Below are 25,765 nucleotides of genomic sequence, written 5' to 3' on the forward strand. Positions count from 1 at the left end.
CGGTCACTCGCTTCCGGGAGCCTCTGATGCCCGCAACCCTCGCCGGTCAAACCTTGCGGCTGCCTTCCATCGACAGCCTGCTACGCCATCCTGCCTGCCAACCGCTGGCCGAGCGTTACGGACACGACGCACTGCTGGCCGGCCTGCGGCAATTGCTCGATGACTTGCGCGAGCCGGTGCACAACGGTGAACTCGCCGCCATTGAAATCGCCCCCGACGTATTAGCGGGGAGGGCAGGTGAGCGTCTGGCGATTCAGCATCGCAGCCAGATCCGCCGGGTGTTCAACCTCACCGGTACGGTGCTGCATACCAACCTCGGGCGGGCATTGTTGCCGGAGGAGGCCATTGAAGCAGTGCAACTGGCCGCCCGTTATCCGCTCAATCTGGAATTCGACCTGCACAACGGCAAGCGCGGCGACCGGGACGATTTGATCGAAGGCTTGATCCGCGAACTGACCGGCGCCGAAGCAGTCACCGTGGTCAACAACAATGCCGCCGCTGTGTTGCTGACGCTCAACAGCCTGGGCGCACGCAAGGAAGGGATCATTTCCCGAGGTGAGCTGATCGAAATCGGCGGCGCGTTTCGCATTCCCGACATCATGGCCCGCGCCGGGGTGCGGTTGCATGAAGTGGGCACCACCAACCGCACCCATGCTCGCGATTACGAGGCCGCCATCGGCCCGCGCAGTGGTCTGCTGATGCGCGTACACGCGAGCAATTACAGCATCGAAGGCTTCACCGCGAGAGTGCCGACGGCGGAATTGGCGCAGCTGGCTCACCGCCACGGACTGCCCTTGCTCGAAGACCTCGGCAGCGGCAGCCTGCTGGACCTGACTCGCTGGGGTTTACCCGCCGAACCGACGGTGCGCCAGGCGTTGCTCGACGGCGCGGACATCGTCACCTTCAGCGGCGACAAACTGCTCGGCGGGCCTCAGGCCGGATTGATCGTCGGCCGCAAAGACCTGATCGCCAGGATCAAGAAAAATCCGCTCAAGCGTGCCCTGCGGGTCGACAAATTGACCCTGGCGGCCCTCGAAGCCGTCTTGGCGCTGTACCGCGATCCCGATCGTCTGGCCGAACGACTGCCGAGTCTGCGTCTATTGACCCGGCCCCAAGCCGACATCCTCGCCCAGGCCGAACGCCTGCAACCGTCATTGGCGCAGGTGCTGGGCGATGGCTGGAGCGTCAGCGCGATTCCGGCGTTAGGCATGATCGGCAGCGGCAGCCAACCCGTGGCCCGGTTGCCCAGCGCGGCGTTATGCCTGCGGCCAAACGTTTCGAAACGCCTGCGTGGGCGACGGTTGCTAGGGCTGGAGGCAGCATTGCGGCAACTGCCCATTCCGGTGCTCGGCCGCATTGACGATGACGCCTTGTGGCTCGACGTGCGTCAACTCGATGACGAAGCGGCATGGCTGGCGCAGCTCAATCAGCTGGCGCAATTCGATCAACTGCAGGAGGAGGGCCGGGACGGGTGATTGTCGGCACGGCGGGGCATATCGATCACGGCAAGACTTCCTTGCTGCAGGCACTGACCGGGCAGGCCGGTGATCGTCGCCGCGAAGAACGCGAACGCGGCATGACCATCGACCTGGGCTATGTCTATGCGGCGCTGGAGCCGGGCGCCGCCCTGACCGGTTTTATCGACGTGCCCGGCCATGAGCGCTTCACCCACAACATGTTGGCCGGCGCTCAAGGGATTGATCTGGTGTTGCTGGTGGTAGCGGCCGATGACGGCGTCATGCCGCAAACCCGTGAACACTTGGCGATTGTCGAGTTGCTGGGCATCCCTCGGGCTCTGATTGCAATCAGCAAGTGCGACCGGGTTGACTCGGCTCGGGTGCAGGCTGTTCGTGAGCAGATCGAAGCATTACTGGCGCCCGGACCGTATGCAGGCGCGCCGCAAATCGCGCTGTCGAGTGTGACCGGCGAGGGCATCGAGACTCTGCGTCAGGCTTTGCTGGAGGCACAGCATGAGGTTGTTCAACGCAGCGCCAGCGGCGGTTTTCGTCTGGCGATTGATCGGGCCTTCAGCGTGGCCGGCGCCGGCATCGTGGTGACCGGTACGGCGTTGTCCGGCCAGGTGGCGGTGGGCGATACGCTGATGTTGAGCCCGCAGGGCAAACTGGTGCGAGTACGTGGCCTGCATGCGCAAAACCAGGCCGCTGACAACGCAATGGCCGGGCAGCGCGTCGCGCTGAACCTGAGTGCCGAGCGTCTGGCCCTGGAGCAGATCCACCGTGGCCACTGGCTGGTGGCCGAATGGCTGCATGCGCCGACCCAGCGTCTGGATGTCCAGATGAGCGTGTTGGCCAGCGAAGCGCGAAGCTTCGAACACTTTCAACCGGTGCATGTGCATCTCGGCACTCAGGACGTGACGGGGCGGGTGGCCTTGCTGGAAGGTTCCAGCCTGGCACCGGGCGGGCAGATGTTCGCGCAACTGCTGGTCAATGCGCCGGTGTTGGCAGTGAAGGGCGACCGCTTGATCCTGCGCGACCAAAGCGCCCAACGCACCCTTGGCGGCGGACAGGTGCTGGACCCGTTCGCCCCGGCCCGACATCGTCGCAGCCCTGAGCGATTGGCGCAGCTACAAGCGCTGTCCGCCACCAATAGTCTGGAAGCGGCACTGCCGGCACTGCTGGCCAACAGCGACACCGGGCTCGATCCGCTGCGCCTGGAGCGTCAGTTCAACCGTTCGCGCGAGACTTGGGAATTGCCCGATGACGTGCGTCTCATCGATACGCGGCAGGGGCCATTGTTGTTCAGCGCGGTGCGTTGGGAAGCCCAGAAAACGCCGCTGCTGGAACACCTCGCACGCTTTCATCAACTCGAACCGGACCAGATGGGACCGGACCGGGATCGCCTGCGTCGCTTCGCCGGCAGCGTGCTGGAACGGTCGACCTTTATCAGCCTGCTCGACGAATTACTGGCCAGTGGTGCAATGGCGGCCAGCGGTCCGTGGCTGCATTTACCCGATCACCAGGTGCGCTTGAGCGAGGACGACGAAACCCTCTGGCAACAATTGCAGCCGTTGTTCGAACAGGCGGGTTTCGATCCGCCGTGGGTGCGTGATCTGGCCAAAGCCACTGGCCATGACGAGGCTGCCGTGCGCCTGCTGCTGCGCAAGATGGCCCGGTTGGGACTGCTGCATCAAATCGTCCGTGACCTGTTTTACACCGAAACACTGGTGCGCCGATTGGCGGCTATGCTGGTGCAACTGGCCAGCGATAACCCGGTGATTCAGGTCGCCGCATTTCGCGATGCCGTGGGCCTGGGGCGCAAGCGCAGTATTCAGATTCTTGAATACTTCGACCGGCTCGGCCTGACCCGCCGCTTTGGCGATCGACGCCATATCCGGCTCGACAATGCACTGGCCCAACAAACCGCAGTCTGACTTCAAGGAAGGCAATCGCGCCCGGTGGCGCGGCCGGGCTTCAAACCCGGTTGGGGACGGCATCCGTTCCCGGGCAGGTTCGACTCCGGCTGCCTTCCGCCATTTCCACGGTGACGTCGATCACAGGTGCCCGAAGGTCAGCGGGTACTGGATGACGACGTAAACCCTGTCGATGTCATCGCCCGCCTGAGCGGTGTTGGCCCGATGAGACACGTGGGACAGTTGCAGTGACAACCCTTTCGCGGAACCTGACTGCACGATGTAGCGCAGGTCGATGTCGCGCTCCCAATGCCGCCCGCCATCGCCCTGTTGAGGCACGTACTCGCCGATGGTCGGGTCGAACGGGTTGTAGGCCCCACCCTTGGGCGCACGGGTGCCGTCGATGTCGCTGCCCCGGACATAACGCGTCATGAAGCTCAGGCCGGGGATGCCATAAGCGCCGAGGTCGAGGTCGTAGCGTGCCTGCCAGGAGCGTTCATGGGCGCCGTTGAAGTCGGCGTACTTGATCGAGTTGGCCAGGTAAATCGAGTCGCCACCGACGAAGTCGAACGGTGTGTCGCCATTGATGCGTTGCCAGGCCAGGGTAAAGGCATGGGCATCAAGGGTGTATTTGCCCGAGAGGCTGTAGGCGGTGTTGTCGATGGCACCGGCCAGTGCCTTGCCGGTGTCCTGCGTGCGGTACAGGTTGGCGTCGAGGAACACGGCGGACTGTTTCAGGTGCAGGTTGGCGTAATACTGGCGCCAGGTGTCGCTCAGCTCGGAGGCGTACAACGCGCCGCCGACAGGACTGTTTGTGAACAGGTCGGTGCCCAGAAACGTGATGCCACCGGCTTCGGTGTTGGCACCGTAGCCATAAAAGTTGCCCTTGCTTGTTGTGTTGTCCTGATTCTTGAACGCCGTGAAATGACCAGCCACCAGTTTCATGTTGTCGATTTCGTTGCTGTTCAACAGAAAGCCCGTGGCGTATTCCGGTTGCAGGCGTTTGTCGGAGGTGTCGAACACCGGGGTTTCCACGGTCATTTCACCGAAGGCCAGGGTGGTTCGGGAGGCCCTGATTTTCAGCGCGCCACCGGCACTGGAGTAGTTGTCTTCGCTGCGACCGTCACTGTCCAGCGGCAGTAACCCGGTTCCCGAATGCCCTTTGCCGCCGTCGAGCTTCAGCCCCATAAAAGCGTGGCTGTCGACGCCGAAACCTAGCGTGCCGGGAGTGAATCCGGATTCAAATGAGCCGATAAAGCCTTGAGCCCACTCTTGTTTGTAGTTCTTGCCCGAAGGCTGGGGTGAGCGGTAGTCGCTGTTGAGGAAGAAATTTCGACTGAGCACCTCAAGCTTCCCGCCCTCGAGAAATCCTTGCGCGGAATCCGGTGCCTCATCCGCCAGGGCTGTTCCGGCAAAAAACACGCAGAGCCAGAAGGACGCCCTGGGTACGTCCTTCCGCCCGGAAATGCGCGGGAGGGTTTGTAAAGAAAACATGATTGATCTCCCGCTTGAAACAGCGACTCCGAAGAGTCGCTATTTATTCTCAATGGCCTTCAGAGGCATGGAACATGGTCTTGGCGTAGATCAGGCCCAGACCATAGGCACCACCGTTGGCGATGGAGGTTTTCACCGTCTCGTCGTAAGTCTCGGTGCGTGCCCAGTCGCGCTGCAGTTCAAGCAGGTATTGCAGCGAAGTCATTGGGCGGGCACCGAGCTGGATCATGCGTTGCACGGCCATTTCATGGGCTTCGATGGAGACATCGCCACAGGCATCGGCGATGAAGTACACCTCGAAGCCTTGGTCGAGGGCCGACAGTGCCGGGCCAACGATGCACACGGAGGTCCACAGGCCGGCCAGGACGATTTTTTGTTTGCCGATGGCGTTGACTTCAACGGCAATGCGCTCGTCTTCCCAGGTGTTCATGCTGGTACGGTCGATCACTTTGTGTTCCGGGAACACCGATTTGATTTCGTCGAAAATCGGGCCGGAGAAGCTTTTCTCGGCAACGGTGGTGAGGATGGTCGACACCTTGAAGCCCCGGGCTGCCTTGGCCACCAGTGCGGCGTTATTGCGCAGGGTGACGGCATCGATCGACTTGGTCGCAAAGGACATTTGCGACTGGTGATCGATCATGATCAGGGTGTGGTCGGTTGGGTTCAGCAGGGTTTTGCCAGGTGCTGCTTTTGCGATGGCCATGATGATGTCCTTGCAAGTGGATTGTGGGTGGTTCACAGGGCCTATGGTTGCGTAGATTTCGATGCGGATATTGAGTCGATGTGCTGTCTTTGATTAACGGCGCATCAGCACAAAGGCCGTCAACAAACACATCTATGACCTACGCTTGTTTCCAGACGCATGCTCACCGAACAGGGGCTCTCCCTGATCGAAAACAACAAGAACGGCTATCCGGAGACGTCTCATGTTTGCACTGGCCCGTCGATTCAGCAGCAACCTCGCCGCTTTCATTACCGCCGCCGCACTCGCATCACCCGTTTTTGCCCTGGACACCGTCAAGTTCATGGCCCCAGGTTCCGTGGGTGGCGGTTATGACCAGACCGCGCGAGTCCTGGGCAAAGCCATGGTCGAGGCCCAAACGGCCAAAGCCGCCACCTTCGAGAACAAGGGTGGCGCCGGCGGGACCCTGGGGTTGGCGCAATTTGCCAACGCCACCAAGGGCGACCCCGATGCGCTGATCGTGGTCGGCGCGATCATGGTCGCGTCCATCGAGCAGAACAAACCGCAAATCACCTTGAAGGACGTAACCCCGATCGCCCGGCTGTTTACCGAATACAACGTGATCGCCGTACGCGACGACTCGCCGTACAAAAACCTGGAGGACTTGCTCAAGGACTTCAAAGCCAACCCGTCCAGCATCAAATGGGGCGGTGGCTCCAAGGGGTCGATCGACCACATAGGCATCGCCGAACTGGCGAGCAAAATGGACATCCCCGTCAACAAGGTCAATTACGTTGCCTTCGCCGGTGGCGGCGAAGTCGTCGCCGCGGTGTTGGGAGGCCACATCACGGTGATCACCGGCGGCTACGCCGAACTGGCCAAATACGTGCAGTCCAAGCAGTTCCGCTTACTGGCCGTCGGCGCGCCCAACCGCGTTGAAGGCATCGACGCACCGACCCTCAAAGAGTCTGGCTACGACGTGACGATCGGCAACTGGCGGGGTGTTTACGGCGCGGCGGGCCTGACGCCTGAACAGCGCAAGGCACTGACGGAAGCCGTCCTGACCGCCACCAAAAGCGCCGTCTGGCAGGAAAACGTAAAAGCCAATGCGTGGTCGCCGAGCATTCTGACCGGGGATGATTTCGGCAAATTCGTCGATGAGGAGCACGGACGCCTGCGCGCGATGCTGGTCAAGGTCGGGCTGCTTTGAGATGGCCGGGCGCTGGAGCGTAAGGCCGGCTCAACTGGCGATTGGCGTCGGCATTGTCGTGATCAGTGCGGTATTGGCGGTCGGCGCCTCGCGGTTTCCCCCTGAGATGGGCTTCGTCATCATGCCGGCCTATGTCTACCCCTATGCCGTCGCGGCATTTCTGGGCGCCGTTGGTCTGTTGATGTGCTATCAGGCGCTCACCGGTGGTTTTCGCAACCTCGCCGATGATCATGAAGTTTCCGGGGCCGAGCCCGGCGGCAAGTCCGGGGCGACCTGGGTTACGGCAGGGCTGGTGGGCGTGGCGTTGCTCATTTCCTACATCGGCTTCGTATTGTCTGCTGCATTGCTGTTTGCCTGTTCGGCGCGGGGCTTTGGCAGTCGCAGCCCGGTGCGAGACCTGGCCATCGGCATTGCCCTGACGCTGCCGATCTACTGGCTTTTCACCGCCGGGCTAGGGGTTTCCCTTCCGCCCTTGATCAACGCCTGGATCTGATTCAGGCCGTAGGAGGTCGACAAGGTGGATATTCTCTCGAATCTGGCCGTCGGCTTCGCTGGCGCGCTGACGCCGATCAATCTGATGTGGGGTTTTATCGGTTGTCTGCTGGGCACTGCAATTGGCGTATTGCCGGGGATCGGCCCGGCGCTGACCGTCGCCTTGCTGCTGCCGATTACCGCCAAGGTCGATCCGACCGGGGCACTGATCATGTTCGCCGGCATCTATTACGGCGCTCAGTTTGGCGGCTCCACCACCTCGATCCTGCTCAACACGCCAGGGGAGTCATCCTCGATGGTCACGGCCCTGGAAGGCAACCTCATGGCCCGCAACGGACGGGCAGGCCCGGCGCTGGCAACGGCCGCCATCGGTTCATTCGTGGCTGGTACCATCGCAACGATCTTGCTGACGTTGTTCGCGCCCCTCGTAGCCACGCTGGCGCTGAAATTCGGGCCGGCGGAGTATTTCGCGATTCTGGTGCTGGCCTTCACCACCGTGTCGGCAGTGCTCGGCGCGTCGATGCTGCGCGGCTTTGCTTCATTGGGCATCGGGCTGACCATCGGTTTGATCGGCCTCGACTCGACGTCAGGCATTGCCCGCTACACCTTGGGAGTTCCCGAACTGGTCGATGGCATCGAAGTGGTGCTGGTCGCGGTGGGGTTGTTTGCCGTCGGTGAGGCCTTGTACGGCGTGCTTTACCAAAAGGAAGAAACGGCCGGCCGACACCGCTTGACCTCGTTATGGATGACTCGCGCCGACTGGAAACGCTCGGTCCCGGCGTGGTTACGGGGCACCTTGATCGGTTTTCCCTTCGGGTCGATTCCGGCCGGTGGCGCGGAAATCCCGACGTTCCTGTCCTATTCCACTGAACGCAAACTCAGCAAGTACCCGAAAGAATTCGCCGCCAGCAAGGGCGTAGGCGCCATCGAAGGCGTCGCAGGTCCCGAGGCGGCGAACAACGCGAGCGCCACCGGCTCACTGGTGCCGCTGCTGACCCTGGGCATACCGACCTCCGCCACGGCGGCGATTCTGTTGGCGGCGTTCCAGAACTACAACCTGCAACCGGGGCCGCTGCTGTTCCAGACCTCGGGCGAGTTGGTCTGGACCCTGGTGGCCTCTTTGTACATCGGCAACGTCATCCTGCTGGTGCTGAACCTGCCGCTGGTGGGGCTGTGGGTCAAACTCTTGCAAATCCCTCGGCCGTACCTGAACGCCGGGATCCTGGTATTCGCCACCATTGGCGTGTACGGCATGCGCCACTCATCCTTCGACTTGTTCCTGATGCTGGGTATCGGCTGGGCCGGGGTATTGATGCGCCGCTTCGACTTCCCCGTCGCCCCGGTGATCGTCGGCATGCTGCTGGGGCCGATGGCGGAAAAACAGCTGCGTAATGCTTTATCCATCAGCCAGGGCGACTGGATGATATTTGTGACGCAACCGATTGCGGCGTCGGTGCTGGCGTTGACGTTGTTGGTGTTGCTGGTGCCGTATCTGCTGCATAAGCGTGGGATCAAGTTGCATGAGGATGATTAAGCATTCTGGGCAAACACGCGTTTGGCGGGCAGTCCACAACGGTCCACGTTGTGGCGCACAACTTTCCAAGACGTTTCCTACAACGTACCCTGTTGCCGCGTTTTGGTATCGACCCCTATAGTTCGGGCTCGCGGAAAACACCGCGAACGACCTTGGCCGGTCGATACAGGAACGTTCAGCTACCGAACACCTTTGTGTTATGGCGGCTGTGCGTGGGACACCCTCGGGTGTGCCGGTCTCCTGTCCGGTCGGCCAACCCGCGTACGGCTGCCACCTTCTTCGTTTGGCCGCGAAGGGTGGTAGCTCTAATTACAGGAGTTACATCGATGTCCGACCAAGTCATGCCGCGTTACCTCCCCATCGACACCTACGACGCCGAATCCCCGGTGCTCTTCATCAACACCCACAAAGAACTCAGCGACCTGGCCGCCTGCGCCATGCATCGCTTCACCGTGGTTCGCGATCTGATGGACACCTTGTCCAGTCTCAACCTCAAAGGTATTTCCGACTGCGACCTGACCCGCGTCACCCGGGCGGTGCATCTGCTGACGCGTGAAGGCTGTGCCTTGCTGGATGTGATTCAGGCTCGGGCGTTGCAGCGGGAGGAGGGGTTCAAGGCTGCTGTTTAGTGGTAGCGACGGACGCCATCGCGAGCAGGCTCCCACATGTGATCGCTGGCGTGCACAAATACTGTGCTCACAGAAAATCCAGTGTGGGAGCGGGCTTGCTCGCGAAGAGACCGGCACATCCAGCATTGCAACTGCCTGACACCCCTCGCCAGGTCAGAGCCGGAACGCTTGTCGTCCTACCAGTAACCATTTTCCTTGCTGCTTTTGCCAGATCTGAAAGTTCTCGATTTCCGTGGGAACAATCTCGGTGCCCTTGATGGCTTGCGCCGAAAAATGATGGCGGACCAACGCCACATCACCCGAGACGGTGATTTTCTGGTTCTGCATCTCCAGCGTTTTGAAAGCGCTTTTTCCGGTTTCGATGTCGGCGATGAATTCTTTCTTGTCCTGGATTTTCCCGCTGGAATGCCCATAGGTCAGGTTTTCAGCGGTGAGCGCATTCAGTTGTGGGACGTTTTTGGTCAGCATCGCTTGAGTCAGATGGTCTACCGCAGCGGCAACATCCGTCTCGCTCGATGCGGGGGAGGCCGCCACGTAGCCACTGAACAGGCATAAAAAACCGATAATCAGTTTCACTTTTTTCATGGGTAATTCCTTGTTGTTATAGATGCGAGGATGACAGATGAATTACGCTAACTCATCTGTCATCGTCCAACATATCAGGTTTTTACCAAGTGATGCAGATATGGCATTAGCGAGTGCTAGGCCAGCCGTCCCTCGTGAAACAGACGCGCGCCAATCCGCTGAATTTCAGCCTCGCCCTGCGCCAGTGCCGCTCGGCTGGTGTGTACTGAATAACGACCCATCACCAAATCATGTGGGTGCTTCACCGCCGAGCCCAGCACGAAAGACGTGTCGCCGTGCGCCACGAAATCGATGGGTTGGTCTGACTCCTCGAACACCGCCAACTCGCCAGTATTGACCGGGCCACCAACGTCCAGCCGACCGGCATTGACCGCCAGCCACGCCACGTTGTGGCCGGTGGGAGGTGTGTAGCGCCAGCGTTCCCCGTCTTTCAAGCGCACGACGAGGTAGTTCATGTCCGAAGGTGCCGCAATCGCACTTTGCGCTGCGCCATAGCGTCCGAGCAGCACACGCGCCGGGCCTGCTTGCGGGATCTGCGAGGGCGCCAGGTAGAGACTTTCCGCCGGTGCGTTTTCGTGCGAAACGGGCAGGGCGACCCAGAGCTGGAAGCCCGATATTGAGCTGTCGCCGATTGGTTTAGCGTCGTGCCACACGCCATTACCGGCACGCATCCACTCCACACCTTCGGTGGGCAACACGCCCGTCTTGCCCGTGGTGTCTTCGTACTCCACGCCGCCCTCAATCATGTAGGTCAGTGTTGCGATCCCTGAATGCGGGTGCATGCCGAAACCTTTCTGCCCGCCTTGGGGCTTGAAGCCGAAGAGATCAAGAAACACAAAAGGCTTCAACAACTGGCCCAGGTCGCCAGGGCTCATGAGTCGCGTGATCGGCCCGTGAGTGCTGCCGGATGTGCGGTGAACGATGGCGCGCGTTGGTGTGGCGACGATGTTGTTCATAGGTTTTCCTCAAGTCTTGAGCCGATCGCCTTGGGATGGATCAGCGCGCTGCACCGAGCAAGGCCGCGGGCTTCTGCCGCCAGGCCACGAAGGCAGACATCGCCAACAGCACCAGGGCAGGGGCGGGATTGCCGCCAATCACGAACAGATGCGTGACCACTGCGCCGGTCATGGTCGCCGTCAGCAGCAGCCCGGCGAAAAAGCTCGTGACCGGGATGAGCAGCAACACAGCGCCAGCCACTTCAATGGCACCGGTGAGGTAGCGGAACCATTGCCCAAGGCCGACGGCATCGAACACCTGAACCATCTGCGGAGCGCTGGCCAGCTTGGCGATGCCGGCCGCAGCGAACGCCAAGGCCAGAAAGATGCGAACACCCCAAAGGATGCGGTTTTGAATAGGGGAGAGGGATGAAGTTTGAGTCATGGAAAACGATGTCCTTGCCTGTGGTTAACGCAGTTAGAGGGCTAACTGCCGCGATGCAAGAAGGATAAGCGTGCCCGGATTGGTTGATTAGATGGCACAATTGGATTGAGCCCGTCCATTTTTTGCTGGAATTATCGCCTTATGCTCGACTTGAATGACATTGCCTTGTTTGTCCAAGTGGTCCGCAGCGGCAGCTTTGCCGAAGCGGCGCGGCGACTGGGCATGCCGCCCAACACCGTCAGCCGGCGTGTCCAGCAGCTCGAGGCACAACTCGACACACGACTGCTGCAACGCTCCACGCGCAAGTTGACGCTGACCCATGCCGGGCAGGCTTTTCACGAGCGCTGCGTGGGCGCCGTGGACGGGCTGATCGAGGCGGGGCACGAGTTGATGACGGGCAGCCAGGAACCCAGCGGCTTGGTGCGCATTGCCGCGACGGCGGATTTCTTCGACTTCTTCCCCATGGAATGGGTGGCTGACTTTCTTGCCGCGCATCCGCGGGTGCGGCTTGACTTCGTGCTCAGTGACGCCCGCGCCGACTTGATTGCCGAGCGTATCGACATCGCGTTTCGCGGCGGTCCGCTGCAAGACTCAGGTTACGTCGGGCGCCAGCTCTTCAGTGCAGGCAGCGAGGGCTTGGTGGCGAGTCCGGCTTACATCGCTGCTCGCGGAATGCCCGGTACGCTGCAGGATCTGGTGAACCATGACTGCGTGAGTTTCGCCCATCCCAGCGGCTTCACCACCTGGCGTCTGACCGGACCAGAGGGCGTGGAGGAGGAGGTGCAAATCGCCAGCCGTTTTTCCGGTAACACGGCCCAGGCACTGCGCAAGGCTACGGTGGCCGGCCTGGGCATCGCACTGCTGCCGCCGACGCTCGCCATACTCGATCTTCAGGCGGGCCGACTTGTACGTGTGTTGCCGCACTTCCAGCGCGCGGGCTTTGGTCTGCACGTGCTTTACCCGAGCCGGCAGCATCTGCCGTTGGCGGTATCGGCCTTCATTGAACTGGTGATGGAGAAACTAAGAGTGGAAGCATTCCCGGCGCAGGGCTGAACTATCCAAATGCATCAGCAATGCTGGCCAAAAGCCTTCTATAATGCACAGCCTTTGACGCCAGTGTACTCAACAGCCCGGTACTTCCTTGAAACGCGATCTTCGACTTGCCACTTTTCTGATCTTTCTGGTGTGTGTCTCCGTGGTGCTGCTGACGGCCTGGCAGACATGGACAGCCCGACAGAACACCTTGAGCGACATCAATACCGATACATTGAACCTGACTCAGGCGCTCAACACTTACACCGAGGGCACCTTCAAGCAAAGTGAAGTGCTGTTGCTGGGCCTGACAGAAAGGATCGAGAAAGACGGCACCGGCCCGGAGCAACTCGAACGGCTGAGCAAGTTGGTTGCCCAGCAGATGGATGCGCTCCCCCAATTGAATAGCGTGGTGCTGTACGACGCCCAGGGGGACTGGTTATTTTCGACCGACACACTGATCTCATCCAATAGCAACAACGCAGATCGGGCGTTCTTCAAGCATCACCGAGACGTTGCGGATCGCGGTATCTATATCGGCCCGGCGATTCTCAGCCGTGTCACTTGCACCTGGGTGATTTCCGTCAGCCGACGCATCGATCACCCTGATGGAAGTTTTGCGGGGGTGATCGCTGCGACCATCAGCCTTGAACATTTCCTCAAACTTTATCGAAGCATCCACGTGGGGCAATTCGGCGCGATCAGCCTGACCTCATCCGAAGGGAGCCTGCTGGTGCGGTATCCCTTTCAAGTGGAAGACATCGGTCGTGATCTGTCGCGCGCGCCCATATTCTCCGAATACTTGCGCAATACCTCATCGGGCACCGTGGATTTTGCGTCGAATGTCGATGGCATCCATCGCCTCTACGCGTTCAAGAGAAGCGATCAATATCCTGTCGTCACGACGGTTGCGGTGGGGCAGGCCGAGGCAACGCAAGCGTGGCTCAGTCAGACAAAGCAATCTGTCGCTGTGGTGCTGCTGTTGTTGGGGCTCTTGGTCGCACTGGGGCGCAGGTTGATTTCCCACATCAGTCGGCGTATTCGGGCGGAGGAAAAATTGCTCGCCACCCAAACCGCACTGATCGAGCTTAACCAGACGCTGGAAGTTCTCGCCAGCGAGGACAAACTCACCGGCCTCGCCAACCGCCGGCATTTCGATCAGTTTCTGGATGTCGAATTCAAACGTGCCAAGCGACTTGCAAGCCCGTTGTCACTGATTCTGATCGATGTGGACTTTTTCAAACGCTACAACGATCACTACGGCCATCTCGCTGGAGACGAATGTCTGCGGATCATAGGTCAGGCGATCAAGCACTGTGTCCGTCGCCCAGGTGACATGACAGCTCGCTATGGCGGGGAAGAAATCGCCGTGGTGATGCCCAATACGGACGAATCAGGAGCGCGAACGGTTGCCGAGGCGATCCTGTCGTGTATTGCGGCCGAGCAACTTGCGCATTTGTCGAGCCCGTTAGGTATCGTGACCGTCAGCCTGGGGTTGGCGACATATGTCGCCGACGGCAGCGACCCTGATGAAAAGGCACTGATCGATCGTGCAGATCGCGCGCTTTACGCGGCGAAATCGCAGGGGAGAAATCAGCTGAGCGTCGCTTGACCGAAGAGGCACTTGAAGGAAAGAGCAAATAATCGGCACGCGGCGCAACTATCGGTTCAAGTGATAGTGACAATCAAGAAACGCAAGTTCTGCTGGGTCGGGTAAAGGCGGAAAATCGCCTCCATCGAAGACGCAGCTCAAGGAATTTGCGCGATGAAGACATTGACCCGACTGGCAATTGTCGCCCTGTTGATGGGCGGGGTTGCTACTGCTGCAACCGCCTACGCAGACGACGCCCAATCGTGCCATTTTCTGCCCATCGCCGGCGCCAGTACCGGCTTGCAGCATTCGCAAACCGTCGGTGTGCTGTACAGCGAAAACACCCTGGACAACCTGCAATACCTCGAGCGTTACCACGATGTGGCGGTGAACGGCGCGCGCGATGCGCTGGATGCGCGGATTCGCGACGCGTTCATCAACAGCTCCGACCCAGAGTTGGCAATCGACTGGCTGATGAGTTCGTTACAGCAGCAGTTCCTGTCGGTGACCGTCTACGACAACCTCGATGCGTTGTTGCAGGCCCATCCGGATGTGGTGGTGATGCTCGATACCCATAACCGTCTGCTGACCCAACGCAACAGTCAGGTCGAAGCGCGTTTCGCCGCACGGTTCTACGACGCCAACCTGCAATACATCGGCAAGGCCGAAGGCGCCGTCGAGAAACAAATGCCTTCGGTCTGGGTACACCGTAAAGCTGCAGCCGAGATTGCCGCCCAGATCGATCAGCAACGCGACCTGCAACTCAGCGCCTTGAAGCAGTTCGATGACTCGCTCAAAACCCTGGTGACTGCTGGCTGAACACCCGGACCATAACCGCAACGACAGTGACCCGTTGCGCAACGAAACAGATTTTTTACTTCAGGACTGCACCGATGCGCCCTTTATTTGTTCCTGCCATGGCTGTTGCCACCGTGCTGCTGGCCGGTTGTGCCTCTGCGCCGAACGACCCGACGCTGACCTTGCAGACGAAAAAAACGCCTGCCGAGTACGCCGATTGCGTGGTGCCAAAGTTGCAGGGCAACGCACTGCACCCGACGGTCTCGCAAACCCAGCGCAGCTACCGGATCGTGGTGCCGAGCAAAGTCGCCGCGGACAACGTTCTGGAAGCCTACAAAGCGCCAAACGGCGGCAAGGTGTTTTTGTATGAGCGCCACTTGCTGGCGTCGAACTTCATGCCTTCGAGTTTCGAACGTGCCGCGCAGGAATGCCTGTAACCCGTAACCGCTTTGAAAAATGCTCCTTTGGTTGGCCGCAACCAACCAATTTTTTGCCCCGTACCTTATGTGGTTTCGGGGCTTTTTTTTGCGTGCAGGTTTTGGGGTAGGGAGTAGGGCGCCGGACTTGCGCCAGAGACATCAACCGACCGGCTCGGCCTTGCAACTCATTGACCCTGAGCCTGGCTTCTGGAATAGCACCACGTCGCCGTCTTGCCAGAAACTGTAATTTCCCTGGGAGTCCTTGCCTGTGTATCGGGTTCCCGAATCACTCGGCTCCTGGTTCAGGACGATCGAGGTGTTCGCCCATTTCAGGTACACGACACCCGGCTGCGTGGTGAAGAAGGTGGCGGCAACCAGCGGGTCGAGCCCTGTACAACGAAAAGCCAGGGGGCCCTCGGTGAGTCTGTATGGGTCCTTGGTTCTCACAATGGCCGAGCCTTGGCGCAGCTGGTGCGCGCGCTCGGCATAACTGCGGACTGTGCACGTCTTGGGTACAGGTGTGGAGGCGCACTGATTACGGGCATCGATCCAGAACTGCTGGTCGATCATGATTTTGTCCGGACGCGGCACTGAATGTTCATCCGTGAGCGCCAGGCGATAAAGACGCGTCAGTTCGATATCCATCTGCGCCAGTTGCGGATCGCGACAGATAAGTTTTTCGACAGGCGCCTTTGCCTCGCCACAGTCGAAGCTGGTCTTGTAGGTTGGCGCAGCCATTACACAGGTGCTCGCCGCCGTGCATACGCTGGCAGCGAGTAGACAGGTGAAAAGGGTCGTGACCGTTTTCATGTTGGCTTCACCCAGATCATTACGTGATGCCCGGATTGCCGTGGGATGTATCGATGCATTGAACAGTGATTCGTTCGCATTGGTGTATCGCAGTGTAAGTCAGTGCTCAGAACTTGCCATACCGCTCGGCGGTGGTTGGGTTGTAGGAAGGGGCTCGCCGAGAAGCGCGATCTCTTGGTTTCAAGTAGCGCCCGTGGCGAGGGAACTTGCTCCCGTTGGGCAGTGAAGCAGCCCCAAAACCCGTTGGATGCGCCGCATCAGGCCGACCGAGTCCATCGGCTCACGGCTGCTTCGCAGCCGAACGGGAGCAAGCTCCCTCGCCACTAAATTCGTCTATACCCCGACATTGTCTGTGTTGTTTTCAATCTTTCGAGCACTGCAAATCCCCTCTCAGCTTGACTCAGGCTGTGAAGTCGCTGACGTGCAACTCCGTGACGCCCACCAGTGAGATTTCGAATTCGGGGGCGGCGTCGGCATCGACACTGCCGTAGAGAATGCCATCGGCAAAGCGCAGTTCGCCGGTAGCGTCGGCAGGGTCGAAGGCGTTGGCACCGATGAAGGTGAAGGCGTCGACAGCGGTGGTCATCGGGTTAGCGTCCAGGCCGGTGAAGTCCAGATGATCACCCTCGGTGCTCTTGAAGCCGTTGATCACATCGCGTAAAGCGCCGGCGCCCATGTCCGACAGCGCATCAAACACGTAGGTATCCGCGCCAGTGCCTCCGGTGAGGTTGTCGGTGCCGGCACCGCCGATCAACCGGTCATCGCCCGAACCGCCCACCAACGTATCGTTGCCCGCGCCACCGTTCAGAACGTTCGCGCCGCTGTTACCCGACAGCGTGTCGGCGTAGGCGCTTCCCGTGAGGTTTTCGAAGAGCTTCACGGTGTCGAGCCCGGAACCCACGGTGTTTTGCTGCGCTGACGTCGAGAGGTTGACGGTAACGCCAGACGCGGCGCGTTCAAAAGACACCGTGTCATTGCCCTCGCGTCCGTCCAGCACGTTGTTGCCGGCTCCGGCGAATAGCGTGTTGTCCAACGCGTTGCCCGTGCCATTGGCGGCGCCAGTGCTATCGATATACAGATGCTCGACGTTGTTGCCGAGGGTATAGGCCGCCAGGCTGCTGTGCACACTGTCGATCCCACCGGACAGCGCATTGCTGTTGATCTCGATCACGATGTCGTCGGCGTTGTCGACATAGTAAGTGTCGCTGCCATCGCCGCCGCTCATGCTGTCGCCCCCTGCGGCACCATCGAGCACATTATTGCCGGCATTGCCGGTGATGAAGTTGTGCTGCTCATTGCCGGTGCCGTTGATGCCCGACACGCCGGTGAGCACCAGGTTCTCGAGATTGGCGCCCAGGGTCCAACTGACCGAGGCCTGTACCGTATCGATCTGCGAGGTCGAGGTGTTGCTTTCCACCACGCGGTCGAGCACGTTATTGACCACATAGATGTCATTGCCATCGCCACCGGTCATGGTGTCGGCGCCCAGTCCGCCATCCAGCGTGTCGTTGCCCGAGCTGCCCACCAGGGTATCTGCCTGGTCGGTACCGGAAATCATCTTCCGGTTGTTGTCGAAAATGTCCTGCACGCTGTTGTTGTCGTTGGGGTTGCCCAGGAAGCCAAGGTCATTGGCGATGTAGTCGGCCAGGCGCTGGCCGACGATTTCCGCCGATTCCTCGTGCAGGTGCCAGACGTCGTCGGGATACGTCAGCGGATCGACTTCGTGTCGCAAGGGGAGGTCGTTGTAGTCCACCGCCAGCTTGACGTCGGCGCGCTCGGCGGCAATGGCTTCCTGGGCGGCGTGAACATAGCCAACCCCCTCGACGATGGAGGCGATCTTCTCTTCCGAATAGCCACGGGCGCGCGCCGCGTCCTGCTCGTAGTGACCGGTTTCCATCATGTACACGTCGAAGTTGCCGAACTGGGCATGCAGGTAGTCAAACACCTTTAGGGTCGCATCCTTGTAGGCCGCTGCTGCCGCTGCTTTGTCCGTGGCTTGGGCGATCTCCTGAGCGGCTTCCTCACCCTGGCCCCAAATGATGCCCATGGTGACGTTATTGATCGATTGCAGTTCGGAGCGCTGTTCGCTCAGCAGCGTCACGGCGCGCAACAGCGCAGCCCCGGGTTGGTTGGTGTCGGTCAGCCACCAGCACAGCTTGAGTTCCTCGGCGCTGAGCGTCGACAGGCCGGTGACCGTGCTGCCGCCCACCGCGATGTCGATGCCGTTGCCATCGGCATCGGTGAATTGGCTGCGCACGTCATAGGGGGTGTAGCGGTCCAGGTCGTTGACCAGCATCGAGGTGCCGGACTGATTGTCGTCCTCCGTCATGCGCAGCAGGCGCGCATTGGATTGGCCGAGGGTGGGCAGGTAGAGGATGTCCTGCTGGGCGTGCTGGCCAAACACGAAGTCACTGGCGGTCAGGGTGTTGAGGTAGTTGCCGCTGAGGGCGATTTCAAATCGATTACCATCGGCATCCGCTTCGGCGGACTTGATGTAGGTCTTGTCGCCGGCCGTGTTGAGGGTGATGTACAACGTGCCATTGTGGCCATCGCCAAGGCCGACAAAGCCCAGGCCCGACACATCGATCTTGTCGACGCCCGCGGTGAAGTCATAGATCGTATCGGTGGCCGTGACACCACCCGTGTCGTAGTCGCGGTAGCTGTCGAGCAGGTTGGTATAGCGGAAGGTGTCGGCACCGTCGCCACCATACAGCGAGTCGCGTCCGGCACCGCCGTCGACGGTGTCGGCGCCAGCGCCGGCCTTGATCGTGTCGTTGCCACCGAGGCCGAGGATTAGGTCGGCACCCGCCGTGCCGTTGAGGGTTTCGGCATTGTTGGTGCCGGTGACGGTGTTGGCCACTACCAGATCGAAGCTATCGCTGGCCGATGCACCGGCCGGGTCCATGGCCTTTATCAGCACGTTGTAATTGCCGGATGCGGTGCTGGTCGGCGTGCCGCTGAAGGTCAGGTTGGTGGAATTGAAGCTCAGCCACGCGGGCAGGGCGCTGCCATCGGACAGGGTGGCGGTGTAGTTGAGGTTGTCATTATCCGCATCGGTGAAGCTGGTGGCTGGCACCACGTAGCTAAACGGGGCGTTTTCGGTTGCGTTCTGATCCAGCAGCGGCGTGGCCAGAACCGGCGCGTGGTTGGTCGGTGACGACGTGGCGAAGACGAAGTTGGCGCTGGTCAGCTTGTCGAGGTAGTTACCGCTCAGTGCCACTTCGAAGCGGTTGCCATCGGCGTCGGCAGTCAGGGACTTGATGTAAGTCTTGGTGCCGGCACTGTTGAGCACCACGTACACGGTGTTGTTCTTGCCATCCCCCAGGCCGGTGAAACCCATGGCCGAGAGGTCGATCTTGTCGGCGGTGATATCAAAATCGGTGATCAGGTCGGCAAGGTTGGCACCGCCGGTGTTGTAATTGCGGTAACTGTCCAGGCGATTGGAGAACACAAAGGTGTCCGCTCCGGCGCCACCGGTGAGGGTGTCCATACCGGCGCCGCCGTCGAGTTTGTCGTCGCCCGCGCCGCCATTGAGGCTATCGTTACCCGCCAGGCCGAGCAGGGTGTCGGCCGAATCACTGCCCAGCAGCGAGTCGTTGCCGTTGGTGCCGGTGAGCACACGATTGAAGATGAAATTGCTCGCGGTCAGAGTGCTGGCGAGGTTGCCCGAGAGTATCAATTCGAAGCGATTGCCACTGGCGTCGGCATCGTAGTCCTTGATGTAGGTGCGGTTACTGCTGGCGCTGTAGCTGACTTGCAGGGTACCGCCATGGCCATTGCCCAGGCCGGTGAAACCGAGGCCGGCGAGGTCGATCTTGTCCTGGGTGACGTCGAAGTCGGTGATGGTGTCATCGAAGCTTGCGGTTGCGTTGCGATAACTGTCGGACTGAGTGGTGAAACGGAACGTATCGGCGCCGGTACCGCCGGTGAGTTTATCGATGCCTGCACCGCCTACCAGAATGTCGTCACCGGCCCCGCCATTGATGGTGTCGTTGCCGGCCACACCATAGAAAATCTCGCTGCCGGCGCTGCCCAGCAGGATGTCATTGCCAGCTGTGCCTTGCACGGTGATCATCGGCACCGTGTCGCTGACGTAGCTGCCGTCGCCATAGACCAGCGTCGCACCGTTGCTGGTGTGGCTGATGGTGTTGCCGATGATGGCGTTGCGATCGGTGCCGTCTTCATTGCGTTCCGCAACACCGTAGGTCGACAGGTTGCTGCCGGTGATGATGTTGCTCTGGATGGTGTTATCGCTGCCGTTGTAGTACTTGCCGGACACACCCAGGGTGTCGTTGTAGGACTGGATGATGATCTCCGGCACGGGGTTGCCCAGGGAATTGCTGTTGAGCGTGTTGTCGATAAGCTCGACGTGGTTGCTGCCGTAGATACGGACCCCGGCGCTGATGTTGTCGTGAATGTCGACGCCGCTGACTGTCACCTCGCTGGACATTTTGATCAGCACCCCTTCGGCGCCGTTGCCATACACCTCGCCACCGGTGATGGTGATGTTGCTGGGGGAGGGGATGTTCTCGCTGCCGCGCTGCACCACGATGCCATTGCCGCCGTTGTTGTAGGCAACGTTATTGGTGAGCGTGAAGTCGTGGGTGCTGGTCACGATATTGAAACCGTGCCGGTCGTTGTCGTAGGCGACGTTGTTTTCGAAGGTGCTGTTGCTCAGGAAGTCAGCGACGAAACCGTCCAGGCCGTTGCCGTGGGACACGCTGTTCTTGATGACCATGTTGACGGTCTGCTCGTGGGGGTCGAAACCGTACCCGGAGCAGTCCTTGATCTCGACGCTGTCGAGGGTGACGTTGGAGTCGTAGCCTGCTTGCCCGGGAATGTAGCCGTTGAACCAACCGTCGATCTTGCCCGTGGTGTTGTCACGGTTGCCGTCGATGGTGAGGTTGCTGACGCCGAAGTCGTGGGTTTCCTCGCCATAGGCGGAGCGGATGACGCCGGTGATCTTGGTGTCGGAGCCGTCAGCCACCTTGACGGTGGTAGCGCCCATGCCGTCGCCGTACAGGTAGACGTTGCTCTTGAGCATCAGGCAACCGTCGGAAGGTTCCACTCCTCCCGAAACGATATAGGTTCCGGTCGGCACGTAAACCTGCCCCCCGCCTGCGGCGGCCGCCGCATCAATTGCACGTTGTATCGCCGCTGTGTCGTCTGTGATGCCATCTCCTTTGGCGCCAAAATTTTGTACATTGAAAATCATGAGCTTATCTCCGTATCAGGCAGGAACCTCGGAAGATGCCAATATTCCATCGACAGCCAACGGTTATGACCGAGCGGAGAGCAAAAGTGTGTGACCACATATCGGGGATGTGTCAAAAAACCGGACTAACTGATTAGCGGTTGAGAAGGTGTTTCAAAAAAGTAACAGATTGTTGACGCTCACTACGTTGGCGAGCGATGGCACTGTGGGAGCGCAGGTTGGCAAATTGGGGGGACCTTGATTGACATCCCCCCAGGCACAACAGCCCACGCGATAACCTCGAATAAATCGTTGCCCGGGAAGAAGGGTGGTCGAGGCGGTTCTTGAGTTACCCGCTTTCTGACCTTGCACCTGTTCCCGCGTTGGATTTCATCGGTAAGGTGTTTTTTGAGGTGCTATTTCTCGAGAGCATTCACAAACAACTGCCAGCCAAAGTCAAAACGCTGCTGGAGCAGGGCATCAGTAGACGTGCCCGGCAGTTGATGCCCTGTGTATCGGAGGAGGGAAACATTGGGACGCTAGAGCTAGAACTGCCGATCCGCCCTGAATGCCGTGTTGGGATGAAATGTTTGGGGTAGGGATAAAACACTTTATAGAGATCGCAATAGGCGGCAGCGCCCTGATTCGAGCTGGATGTAGCGGTTTACAGGGTGCTCCGCGGCGGTGCTTCCGGTAGCAGTTCATGCCAGACGGTCATCGTGCTTGAGGATACGATTGTGTGTGACTGCATTCCGAGGAAATCTCCTGCAGGGTTGCAGCATCTACATATTGTGCCTATATTTATATTTAGACACACAATGTAGTGGTGGCGCTATGAATCGAGCAAGCATCCAAGACGAAGTCAGGCAGTTGCACCGAGAGATCTGGAAGCAGAAAGAGATCCTATGGCCAAGTGGGCAACCTACATCACTAGGGATGCTTGAGCCAGACGCTGCGGCCTATCTGTTTGACTATGACTACCTGAAGTTCCCCGATCTGGGATCAAGCAAATTCGCGCGCGGCCCAAGCATTGCTGGCTTGATTGACCGCCAGGCGAAGAAGATCGCTATTTCTACTGCATACCCTGAGCACGTCCAGCGGTTTACTGGCGCTCATGAGATCGGCCATCTCACGCTGCATGATGGATTGGTGATGCATCGGGATCGTCCACTCGATGGATCCTCCATTTCGGGGACCAAACCCCAAGTCGAACAGGAAGCTGACTATTTTGCTGCATGCTTTCTCATGCCACCCAACCTGCTTAAAGCGCAATTCGAGTTTCAATTCGGCTGCGTAGGACCCTTCAGATTCACGGATATCACGGCATACCACCTGAGTAAGGATGACCATGAGGAGTTGCTGTTTGCTTCCCAAGGATCGCTTGACCGCGAGTTCGCCTTGGCACGCTGCGAGAACTACGGGAACCGGCGATTGGTATCGCTCGCGAAGCAGTTTCGAGTCTCTGACAGCGCCATGGCATGGCGAATCAAAGAACTGGGCCTGGTGAGTTGGCCTTGATAGACGCCCTGAACGCCATTTGAAAATCACCGAGAATCTTAAAACACAACGCTGATGAAACGCCCTTCATTTAACAGAATAGGTCGATTCACTGGGTGTTGAGCTTTTTATAACTCATGCCTTAGGCACCCGGTTTTCCTAGGCTTGTGAATTTAATTCGTCGCCCACAATGAAAAAGCTATGTTGATGTTGCTCGTCTAAATCCGCGCTGTGTTGCAGATAATTTGTTGCATGTCTATCTATCCAATGTAGCATGGAGTGCATAGCAACGAAGCTAGAAGGTTCTGCAGATGATGTACTTGTCGACGTGGCAAGTTCTCTCAGTCGTGGATTCAGTCGCTTCCAAAAAGAGTTAGAACATGAAGACGGCGAAACAGTGGCGTCCGACTTGTCAGCGACCCTACGTGGGACGATGTCAGATCTGACGTATGAAATTTTAGGTATTCGTTTAGCGCTTATGGAACGTGCTGCATTTCGATTGGATAACATCAATGTTCAAAGCACTCATTAGGAGTGGCGGTGAGTGCAGATGGAGCTCTTGTAAAAGTACCGCTCTGACACATCATTTAACTTAAGGGCGAGAGGAGCGCCCCCCACTAGAACGTCGCTCCTCTGAATCCCAAAACGCTTACGTCGTCTTCAATGACTCCCGACGCGCAAGGCTTTCTCTAGAATCGCCAAGCCACCAGCGAGTATCAGCGGCGCGGTGGTGAAGTCCGCCCCGGCGTTACACAGGCTAGCTCCTGTCCTGCAACACGCGCCCATTCAGGTGCTTGCGTTAACCCGCGATCTTTATTGCAAGCTCAGCGACGTGTTTACCCTGGAAACGCGCAATATCCAGTTCATTCTGTGACGGTTGCCGTTTACCGTCAGCACCTGCCAGTGTGGTCGCGCCATAGGGCGTACCGCCGGTGATCTCGCTCATGTTGGTCAGCCCTGCGCAGGTGTAAGGCACACCCACGATGACCATTCCTTGATGCAGGAGTGTGCTGTGAAACGACGTAATCGTGGTTTCCTGGCCACCGTGCTGGGTGCCGGTCGATGCAAAGACACTGCCGATTTTCCCGACCAGCGCGCCGCTCATCCACAGTCCGCCGGTCTGGTCGAGAAACGTGCGCATCTGTCCCGCCATATTGCCGAAGCGCGTCGGTGTACCAAAGATGATTGCATCGTAATTGCCCAGCTCGTCAGGTGTCGCCACCGGTGCCTTCTGGTCAAGTTTGACGCCGATGGCTGCTGCCTGTTCGGCCGGGATGGTTTCAGCGACACGCTTGAGCGTCACGTCTGCGCCGGGTACGGATCGTGCGCCTTCGGCCACTGCGCCAGCCATCGTTTCGAGGTGACCGTACATTGAGTAATAGAGAACCAGTACCTTCGCCATGATTTTTCTCCTGGATTAAGCGCCATTCGATGGGTTAGGAAGATCTTGGGTTACACCACTGCCAACGAACTGCAGCGGCAGGCGTAGCACTCGGTCACGAACAAAACGGCGGCTCACACCCACCCGACTGCAGGGACTTTGACGGCATGCGGATTAACACTAGCAGCTCCGTATGCTGCCTGCCCGGTACCCAGCCATTAAAAAAAGCCCCCCTTACTCCCGGATATCATGATTTTTCACAAGCATGAGCTTTCCATATAGTCCTCCCAAGCCCACTTGGAACACGGTTGTGTTTCCCTTGATGCGAGACAACTTTATGGAAAATAAGAAACACGCCGTTCAAGCTTCAGAGGTTGGGATGGGGACTCGAGCCGTATGGGGAGGTGAGCAAGTTCAACATCCTTACAATGCGACCCAGACACCCATCGTGGTCAGTGCCGCCTATGGCTATGACGATATCGATAAGTGGTACGACGTGGCATTGGGAAAGGAGCCCGGCTTCATTTACAGCCGGATGAGCAATCCCACTGTCTGCGTCTTGGAAGATAAACTCTGTGAGCTAGAAAACGCAGAGTCGGCTGTAGCTTTCAGTACCGGAATGGCTGCAATTAGCGGTGTATTACACACCTTCCTGTCCTGTGGGCAGCGCGTGATATCTACGCGTGACAGCTACGGCGGTACGAACAAGATTTTCGAGGAGTTTCTTCCACGCATGGGTGTGGAGGTAACTCTTTGCGATACGCTCGACACTGTGGCACTTGAGCAGGAGATCGCTAAAGGCTGCAGCGTCCTGTATCTGGAAACACCCTCGAACCCAACGCTGAAAATCGTTGATATTCGGCGCCTTGTGGCAGCAGCGAAGCGAGTGGGCGCTTTGGTTGTTGCAGACAATACATTCGCGACACCTCTGAATCAGAATCCGCTCGCTTTAGGCGTTGATGTGGTTGTGCACAGCGCGACCAAATTCCTGTCCGGTCATGGTGATGTACTTGGCGGCGTGGTTTGCGGTGCCGAGCATTTGATGTCTCAAGTTCGCCACTACCGCGAAATCAATGGTGCCTCGCTGGATCCTTTTTCGGCGTATCTAATCATCCGAGGCATCAAGACACTGGCTCTGCGTCTTCGCCAGCAACAGGCGAGCGCGAAGCTTTTGGCCGAGTACCTCTGTACCGAACCGCTGGTTGAGTCGGTGAACTATCCGGGGTTGCCTCAACATCCAGGTCATGACATCGCTCGTTCGCAAATGAACGGATTCGGGGCCATCGTCAGCTTCGTACTGAAAGGAGGCATGGACACAGTGACTCGTTTGCTACCGCTGCTCAGATATGCGCATCGGGCGGGTAATTTGGGCGCTGTCGAGACCATCTATGGGCCGGCTCGGACGACCAGTCACGTGGAAAATACCTTGGAAGAACGTCAGGCACTTGGAATCTCCGAAGGTTTGGTTCGAATATCCGTAGGTATTGAAGATTCAGCAGATTTATTGGCTGACCTAAAACAAGCTTTCGCTTTAGTGCGAGGTAAACATGGTGATACGAGCTTTAACACTGATAGTGCCCAACGTTTCATTGAAGTAGAAACCTGAATACGGGCAGGACGCTCGAGATTCATCTTAAGCCCTTCATGAAGAATGAAAATAATAAAAT

20 protein-coding genes and 1 tRNA gene are annotated in these 25,765 nt (G+C 58.9%); 13 read left to right on the forward strand and 8 right to left on the reverse strand.

All coding sequences use genetic code 11. The features are described from left to right. The first annotated feature begins 26 nt into the window (after positions 1 to 26). The 3 genes from selA (at position 27) to AC1RL4_RS11450 (ending at position 3,493) form a co-directional block, all read left to right on the forward strand. Positions 27 to 1,475, forward strand: coding sequence for an L-seryl-tRNA(Sec) selenium transferase (gene selA, locus AC1RL4_RS11440; RefSeq protein ID WP_096480207.1), 1,449 nt, complete (start codon positions 27 to 29; stop codon positions 1,473 to 1,475). Continuing rightward, positions 1,472 to 3,391 (forward strand): selenocysteine-specific translation elongation factor, encoded by a 1,920-nt coding sequence (selB, locus tag AC1RL4_RS11445; protein WP_230172680.1) that lies wholly within the window; start codon positions 1,472 to 1,474, stop codon positions 3,389 to 3,391. Before selA ends, selB begins: the two co-directional genes overlap by 4 nt. Positions 3,392 to 3,397: 6 nt before the next feature. Then, a tRNA-Sec gene (locus AC1RL4_RS11450) sits at positions 3,398 to 3,493 on the forward strand. A gap of 18 nt (positions 3,494 to 3,511) precedes the next feature. On the opposite strand, the gene AC1RL4_RS11455 is transcribed toward AC1RL4_RS11450, so the two are convergent. Then, positions 3,512 to 4,864, reverse strand: a complete 1,353-nt coding sequence (locus tag AC1RL4_RS11455; protein WP_026331657.1) for an OprD family porin — start codon at positions 4,862 to 4,864, stop codon at positions 3,512 to 3,514. Positions 4,865 to 4,913: 49 nt separating this feature from the next. Then, on the reverse strand, positions 4,914 to 5,567 hold the full coding sequence (locus AC1RL4_RS11460; RefSeq protein ID WP_028940578.1) for a hydrolase: 654 nt from the start codon (positions 5,565 to 5,567) through the stop codon (positions 4,914 to 4,916). Between the two features lie 223 nt (positions 5,568 to 5,790). On the opposite strand from AC1RL4_RS11460, the gene AC1RL4_RS11465 reads away from it, so the two are divergent. From AC1RL4_RS11465 to AC1RL4_RS11480, 4 genes are all read left to right on the forward strand, one after another. Next, positions 5,791 to 6,756, forward strand: a complete 966-nt coding sequence (locus tag AC1RL4_RS11465) for a tripartite tricarboxylate transporter substrate binding protein (protein ID WP_028940579.1) — start codon at positions 5,791 to 5,793, stop codon at positions 6,754 to 6,756. A 1-nt stretch (position 6,757) separates the two neighbouring features. Next, positions 6,758 to 7,249, forward strand: coding sequence for a tripartite tricarboxylate transporter TctB family protein (locus AC1RL4_RS11470; protein WP_493119599.1), 492 nt, complete (start codon positions 6,758 to 6,760; stop codon positions 7,247 to 7,249). A gap of 24 nt (positions 7,250 to 7,273) precedes the next feature. Then, on the forward strand, positions 7,274 to 8,782 hold the full coding sequence (locus tag AC1RL4_RS11475; RefSeq protein WP_018925959.1) for a tripartite tricarboxylate transporter permease: 1,509 nt from the start codon (positions 7,274 to 7,276) through the stop codon (positions 8,780 to 8,782). A gap of 326 nt (positions 8,783 to 9,108) precedes the next feature. Beyond that, positions 9,109 to 9,411 carry a hypothetical protein gene (locus tag AC1RL4_RS11480; RefSeq protein WP_018925958.1) on the forward strand — a complete coding sequence of 101 codons (303 nt, stop codon included), beginning with the start codon at positions 9,109 to 9,111 and terminating at the stop codon, positions 9,409 to 9,411. Between the two features lie 153 nt (positions 9,412 to 9,564). Here AC1RL4_RS11480 and AC1RL4_RS11485 read toward each other — a convergent pair whose 3' ends face one another. From AC1RL4_RS11485 to AC1RL4_RS11495, 3 genes are all read right to left on the reverse strand, one after another. Next, positions 9,565 to 9,996 carry a nuclear transport factor 2 family protein gene (locus AC1RL4_RS11485; protein WP_019578968.1) on the reverse strand — a complete coding sequence of 144 codons (432 nt, stop codon included), beginning with the start codon at positions 9,994 to 9,996 and terminating at the stop codon, positions 9,565 to 9,567. 116 nt (positions 9,997 to 10,112) lie between these two features. Next, positions 10,113 to 10,952, reverse strand: coding sequence for a pirin family protein (locus AC1RL4_RS11490; protein WP_230172684.1), 840 nt, complete (start codon positions 10,950 to 10,952; stop codon positions 10,113 to 10,115). A gap of 40 nt (positions 10,953 to 10,992) precedes the next feature. Then, complete coding sequence (locus AC1RL4_RS11495) at positions 10,993 to 11,376, reverse strand: DoxX family protein (protein WP_019578966.1); 384 nt, start codon at positions 11,374 to 11,376, stop codon at positions 10,993 to 10,995. Between the two features lie 141 nt (positions 11,377 to 11,517). Here AC1RL4_RS11495 and AC1RL4_RS11500 point away from each other — a divergent pair, with 141 nt between their 5' ends. The 4 genes from AC1RL4_RS11500 (at position 11,518) to AC1RL4_RS11515 (ending at position 15,234) form a co-directional block, all read left to right on the forward strand. After that, on the forward strand, positions 11,518 to 12,429 hold the full coding sequence (locus AC1RL4_RS11500) for a LysR family transcriptional regulator (protein WP_019578965.1): 912 nt from the start codon (positions 11,518 to 11,520) through the stop codon (positions 12,427 to 12,429). Between the two features lie 88 nt (positions 12,430 to 12,517). Further along, positions 12,518 to 14,020, forward strand: a complete 1,503-nt coding sequence (locus tag AC1RL4_RS11505; RefSeq protein WP_230172687.1) for a sensor domain-containing diguanylate cyclase — start codon at positions 12,518 to 12,520, stop codon at positions 14,018 to 14,020. A 153-nt stretch (positions 14,021 to 14,173) separates the two neighbouring features. After that, on the forward strand, positions 14,174 to 14,818 hold the full coding sequence (locus AC1RL4_RS11510) for a hypothetical protein (protein ID WP_019578963.1): 645 nt from the start codon (positions 14,174 to 14,176) through the stop codon (positions 14,816 to 14,818). Between the two features lie 74 nt (positions 14,819 to 14,892). After that, on the forward strand, positions 14,893 to 15,234 hold the full coding sequence (locus AC1RL4_RS11515; protein ID WP_230172689.1) for a YajG family lipoprotein: 342 nt from the start codon (positions 14,893 to 14,895) through the stop codon (positions 15,232 to 15,234). A gap of 141 nt (positions 15,235 to 15,375) precedes the next feature. Here the strand turns inward: AC1RL4_RS11515 and AC1RL4_RS11520 are convergent, their stop codons facing one another. Then, positions 15,376 to 16,026 carry an MliC family protein gene (locus tag AC1RL4_RS11520; RefSeq protein WP_230172692.1) on the reverse strand — a complete coding sequence of 217 codons (651 nt, stop codon included), beginning with the start codon at positions 16,024 to 16,026 and terminating at the stop codon, positions 15,376 to 15,378. Between the two features lie 400 nt (positions 16,027 to 16,426). Continuing rightward, positions 16,427 to 21,241: a M10 family metallopeptidase C-terminal domain-containing protein gene (locus tag AC1RL4_RS11525; RefSeq protein WP_230172700.1), complete on the reverse strand. Its 4,815-nt coding sequence runs from the start codon at positions 21,239 to 21,241 to the stop codon at positions 16,427 to 16,429. Positions 21,242 to 22,054: 813 nt separating this feature from the next. Here AC1RL4_RS11525 and AC1RL4_RS11530 point away from each other — a divergent pair. Further along, positions 22,055 to 22,738 (forward strand): ImmA/IrrE family metallo-endopeptidase, encoded by a 684-nt coding sequence (locus tag AC1RL4_RS11530; RefSeq protein WP_230172702.1) that lies wholly within the window; start codon positions 22,055 to 22,057, stop codon positions 22,736 to 22,738. A gap of 778 nt (positions 22,739 to 23,516) precedes the next feature. Here the strand turns inward: AC1RL4_RS11530 and wrbA are convergent. Continuing rightward, positions 23,517 to 24,119, reverse strand: coding sequence for an NAD(P)H:quinone oxidoreductase (gene wrbA, locus AC1RL4_RS11535; RefSeq protein WP_007938311.1), 603 nt, complete (start codon positions 24,117 to 24,119; stop codon positions 23,517 to 23,519). A gap of 316 nt (positions 24,120 to 24,435) precedes the next feature. Between wrbA and AC1RL4_RS11540 the strand changes: the two genes are divergently transcribed. Beyond that, positions 24,436 to 25,704: a cystathionine gamma-synthase family protein gene (locus tag AC1RL4_RS11540; RefSeq protein WP_033051333.1), complete on the forward strand. Its 1,269-nt coding sequence runs from the start codon at positions 24,436 to 24,438 to the stop codon at positions 25,702 to 25,704. Positions 25,705 to 25,765 lie beyond the last annotated feature (61 nt).

Source organism: Pseudomonas sp. GW822-FHT07A10 (assembly GCF_058798795.1).

What these genes read in the sequence shown, in the direction of transcription:
- wrbA (WP_007938311.1), bottom strand. Translation starts at nt 24,119, where the DNA reads ATGGCGAAGGTACTGGTTCTCTATTACTCAATGTACGGTCACCTCGAA.
- selA (WP_096480207.1), top strand. Translation starts at nt 27, where the DNA reads ATGCCCGCAACCCTCGCCGGTCAAACCTTGCGGCTGCCTTCCATCGAC.
- AC1RL4_RS11520 (WP_230172692.1), bottom strand. Translation starts at nt 16,026, where the DNA reads ATGAAAACGGTCACGACCCTTTTCACCTGTCTACTCGCTGCCAGCGTA.
- AC1RL4_RS11510 (WP_019578963.1), top strand. Translation starts at nt 14,174, where the DNA reads ATGAAGACATTGACCCGACTGGCAATTGTCGCCCTGTTGATGGGCGGG.
- AC1RL4_RS11525 (WP_230172700.1), bottom strand. Translation starts at nt 21,241, where the DNA reads ATGATTTTCAATGTACAAAATTTTGGCGCCAAAGGAGATGGCATCACA.
- AC1RL4_RS11460 (WP_028940578.1), bottom strand. Translation starts at nt 5,567, where the DNA reads ATGGCCATCGCAAAAGCAGCACCTGGCAAAACCCTGCTGAACCCAACC.
- AC1RL4_RS11530 (WP_230172702.1), top strand. Translation starts at nt 22,055, where the DNA reads ATGAATCGAGCAAGCATCCAAGACGAAGTCAGGCAGTTGCACCGAGAG.
- AC1RL4_RS11465 (WP_028940579.1), top strand. Translation starts at nt 5,791, where the DNA reads ATGTTTGCACTGGCCCGTCGATTCAGCAGCAACCTCGCCGCTTTCATT.
- AC1RL4_RS11500 (WP_019578965.1), top strand. Translation starts at nt 11,518, where the DNA reads ATGCTCGACTTGAATGACATTGCCTTGTTTGTCCAAGTGGTCCGCAGC.
- AC1RL4_RS11470 (WP_493119599.1), top strand. Translation starts at nt 6,758, where the DNA reads ATGGCCGGGCGCTGGAGCGTAAGGCCGGCTCAACTGGCGATTGGCGTC.
- AC1RL4_RS11515 (WP_230172689.1), top strand. Translation starts at nt 14,893, where the DNA reads ATGCGCCCTTTATTTGTTCCTGCCATGGCTGTTGCCACCGTGCTGCTG.
- AC1RL4_RS11455 (WP_026331657.1), bottom strand. Translation starts at nt 4,864, where the DNA reads ATGTTTTCTTTACAAACCCTCCCGCGCATTTCCGGGCGGAAGGACGTA.
- AC1RL4_RS11485 (WP_019578968.1), bottom strand. Translation starts at nt 9,996, where the DNA reads ATGAAAAAAGTGAAACTGATTATCGGTTTTTTATGCCTGTTCAGTGGC.
- AC1RL4_RS11480 (WP_018925958.1), top strand. Translation starts at nt 9,109, where the DNA reads ATGTCCGACCAAGTCATGCCGCGTTACCTCCCCATCGACACCTACGAC.
- AC1RL4_RS11495 (WP_019578966.1), bottom strand. Translation starts at nt 11,376, where the DNA reads ATGACTCAAACTTCATCCCTCTCCCCTATTCAAAACCGCATCCTTTGG.
- AC1RL4_RS11490 (WP_230172684.1), bottom strand. Translation starts at nt 10,952, where the DNA reads ATGAACAACATCGTCGCCACACCAACGCGCGCCATCGTTCACCGCACA.
- AC1RL4_RS11540 (WP_033051333.1), top strand. Translation starts at nt 24,436, where the DNA reads ATGGAAAATAAGAAACACGCCGTTCAAGCTTCAGAGGTTGGGATGGGG.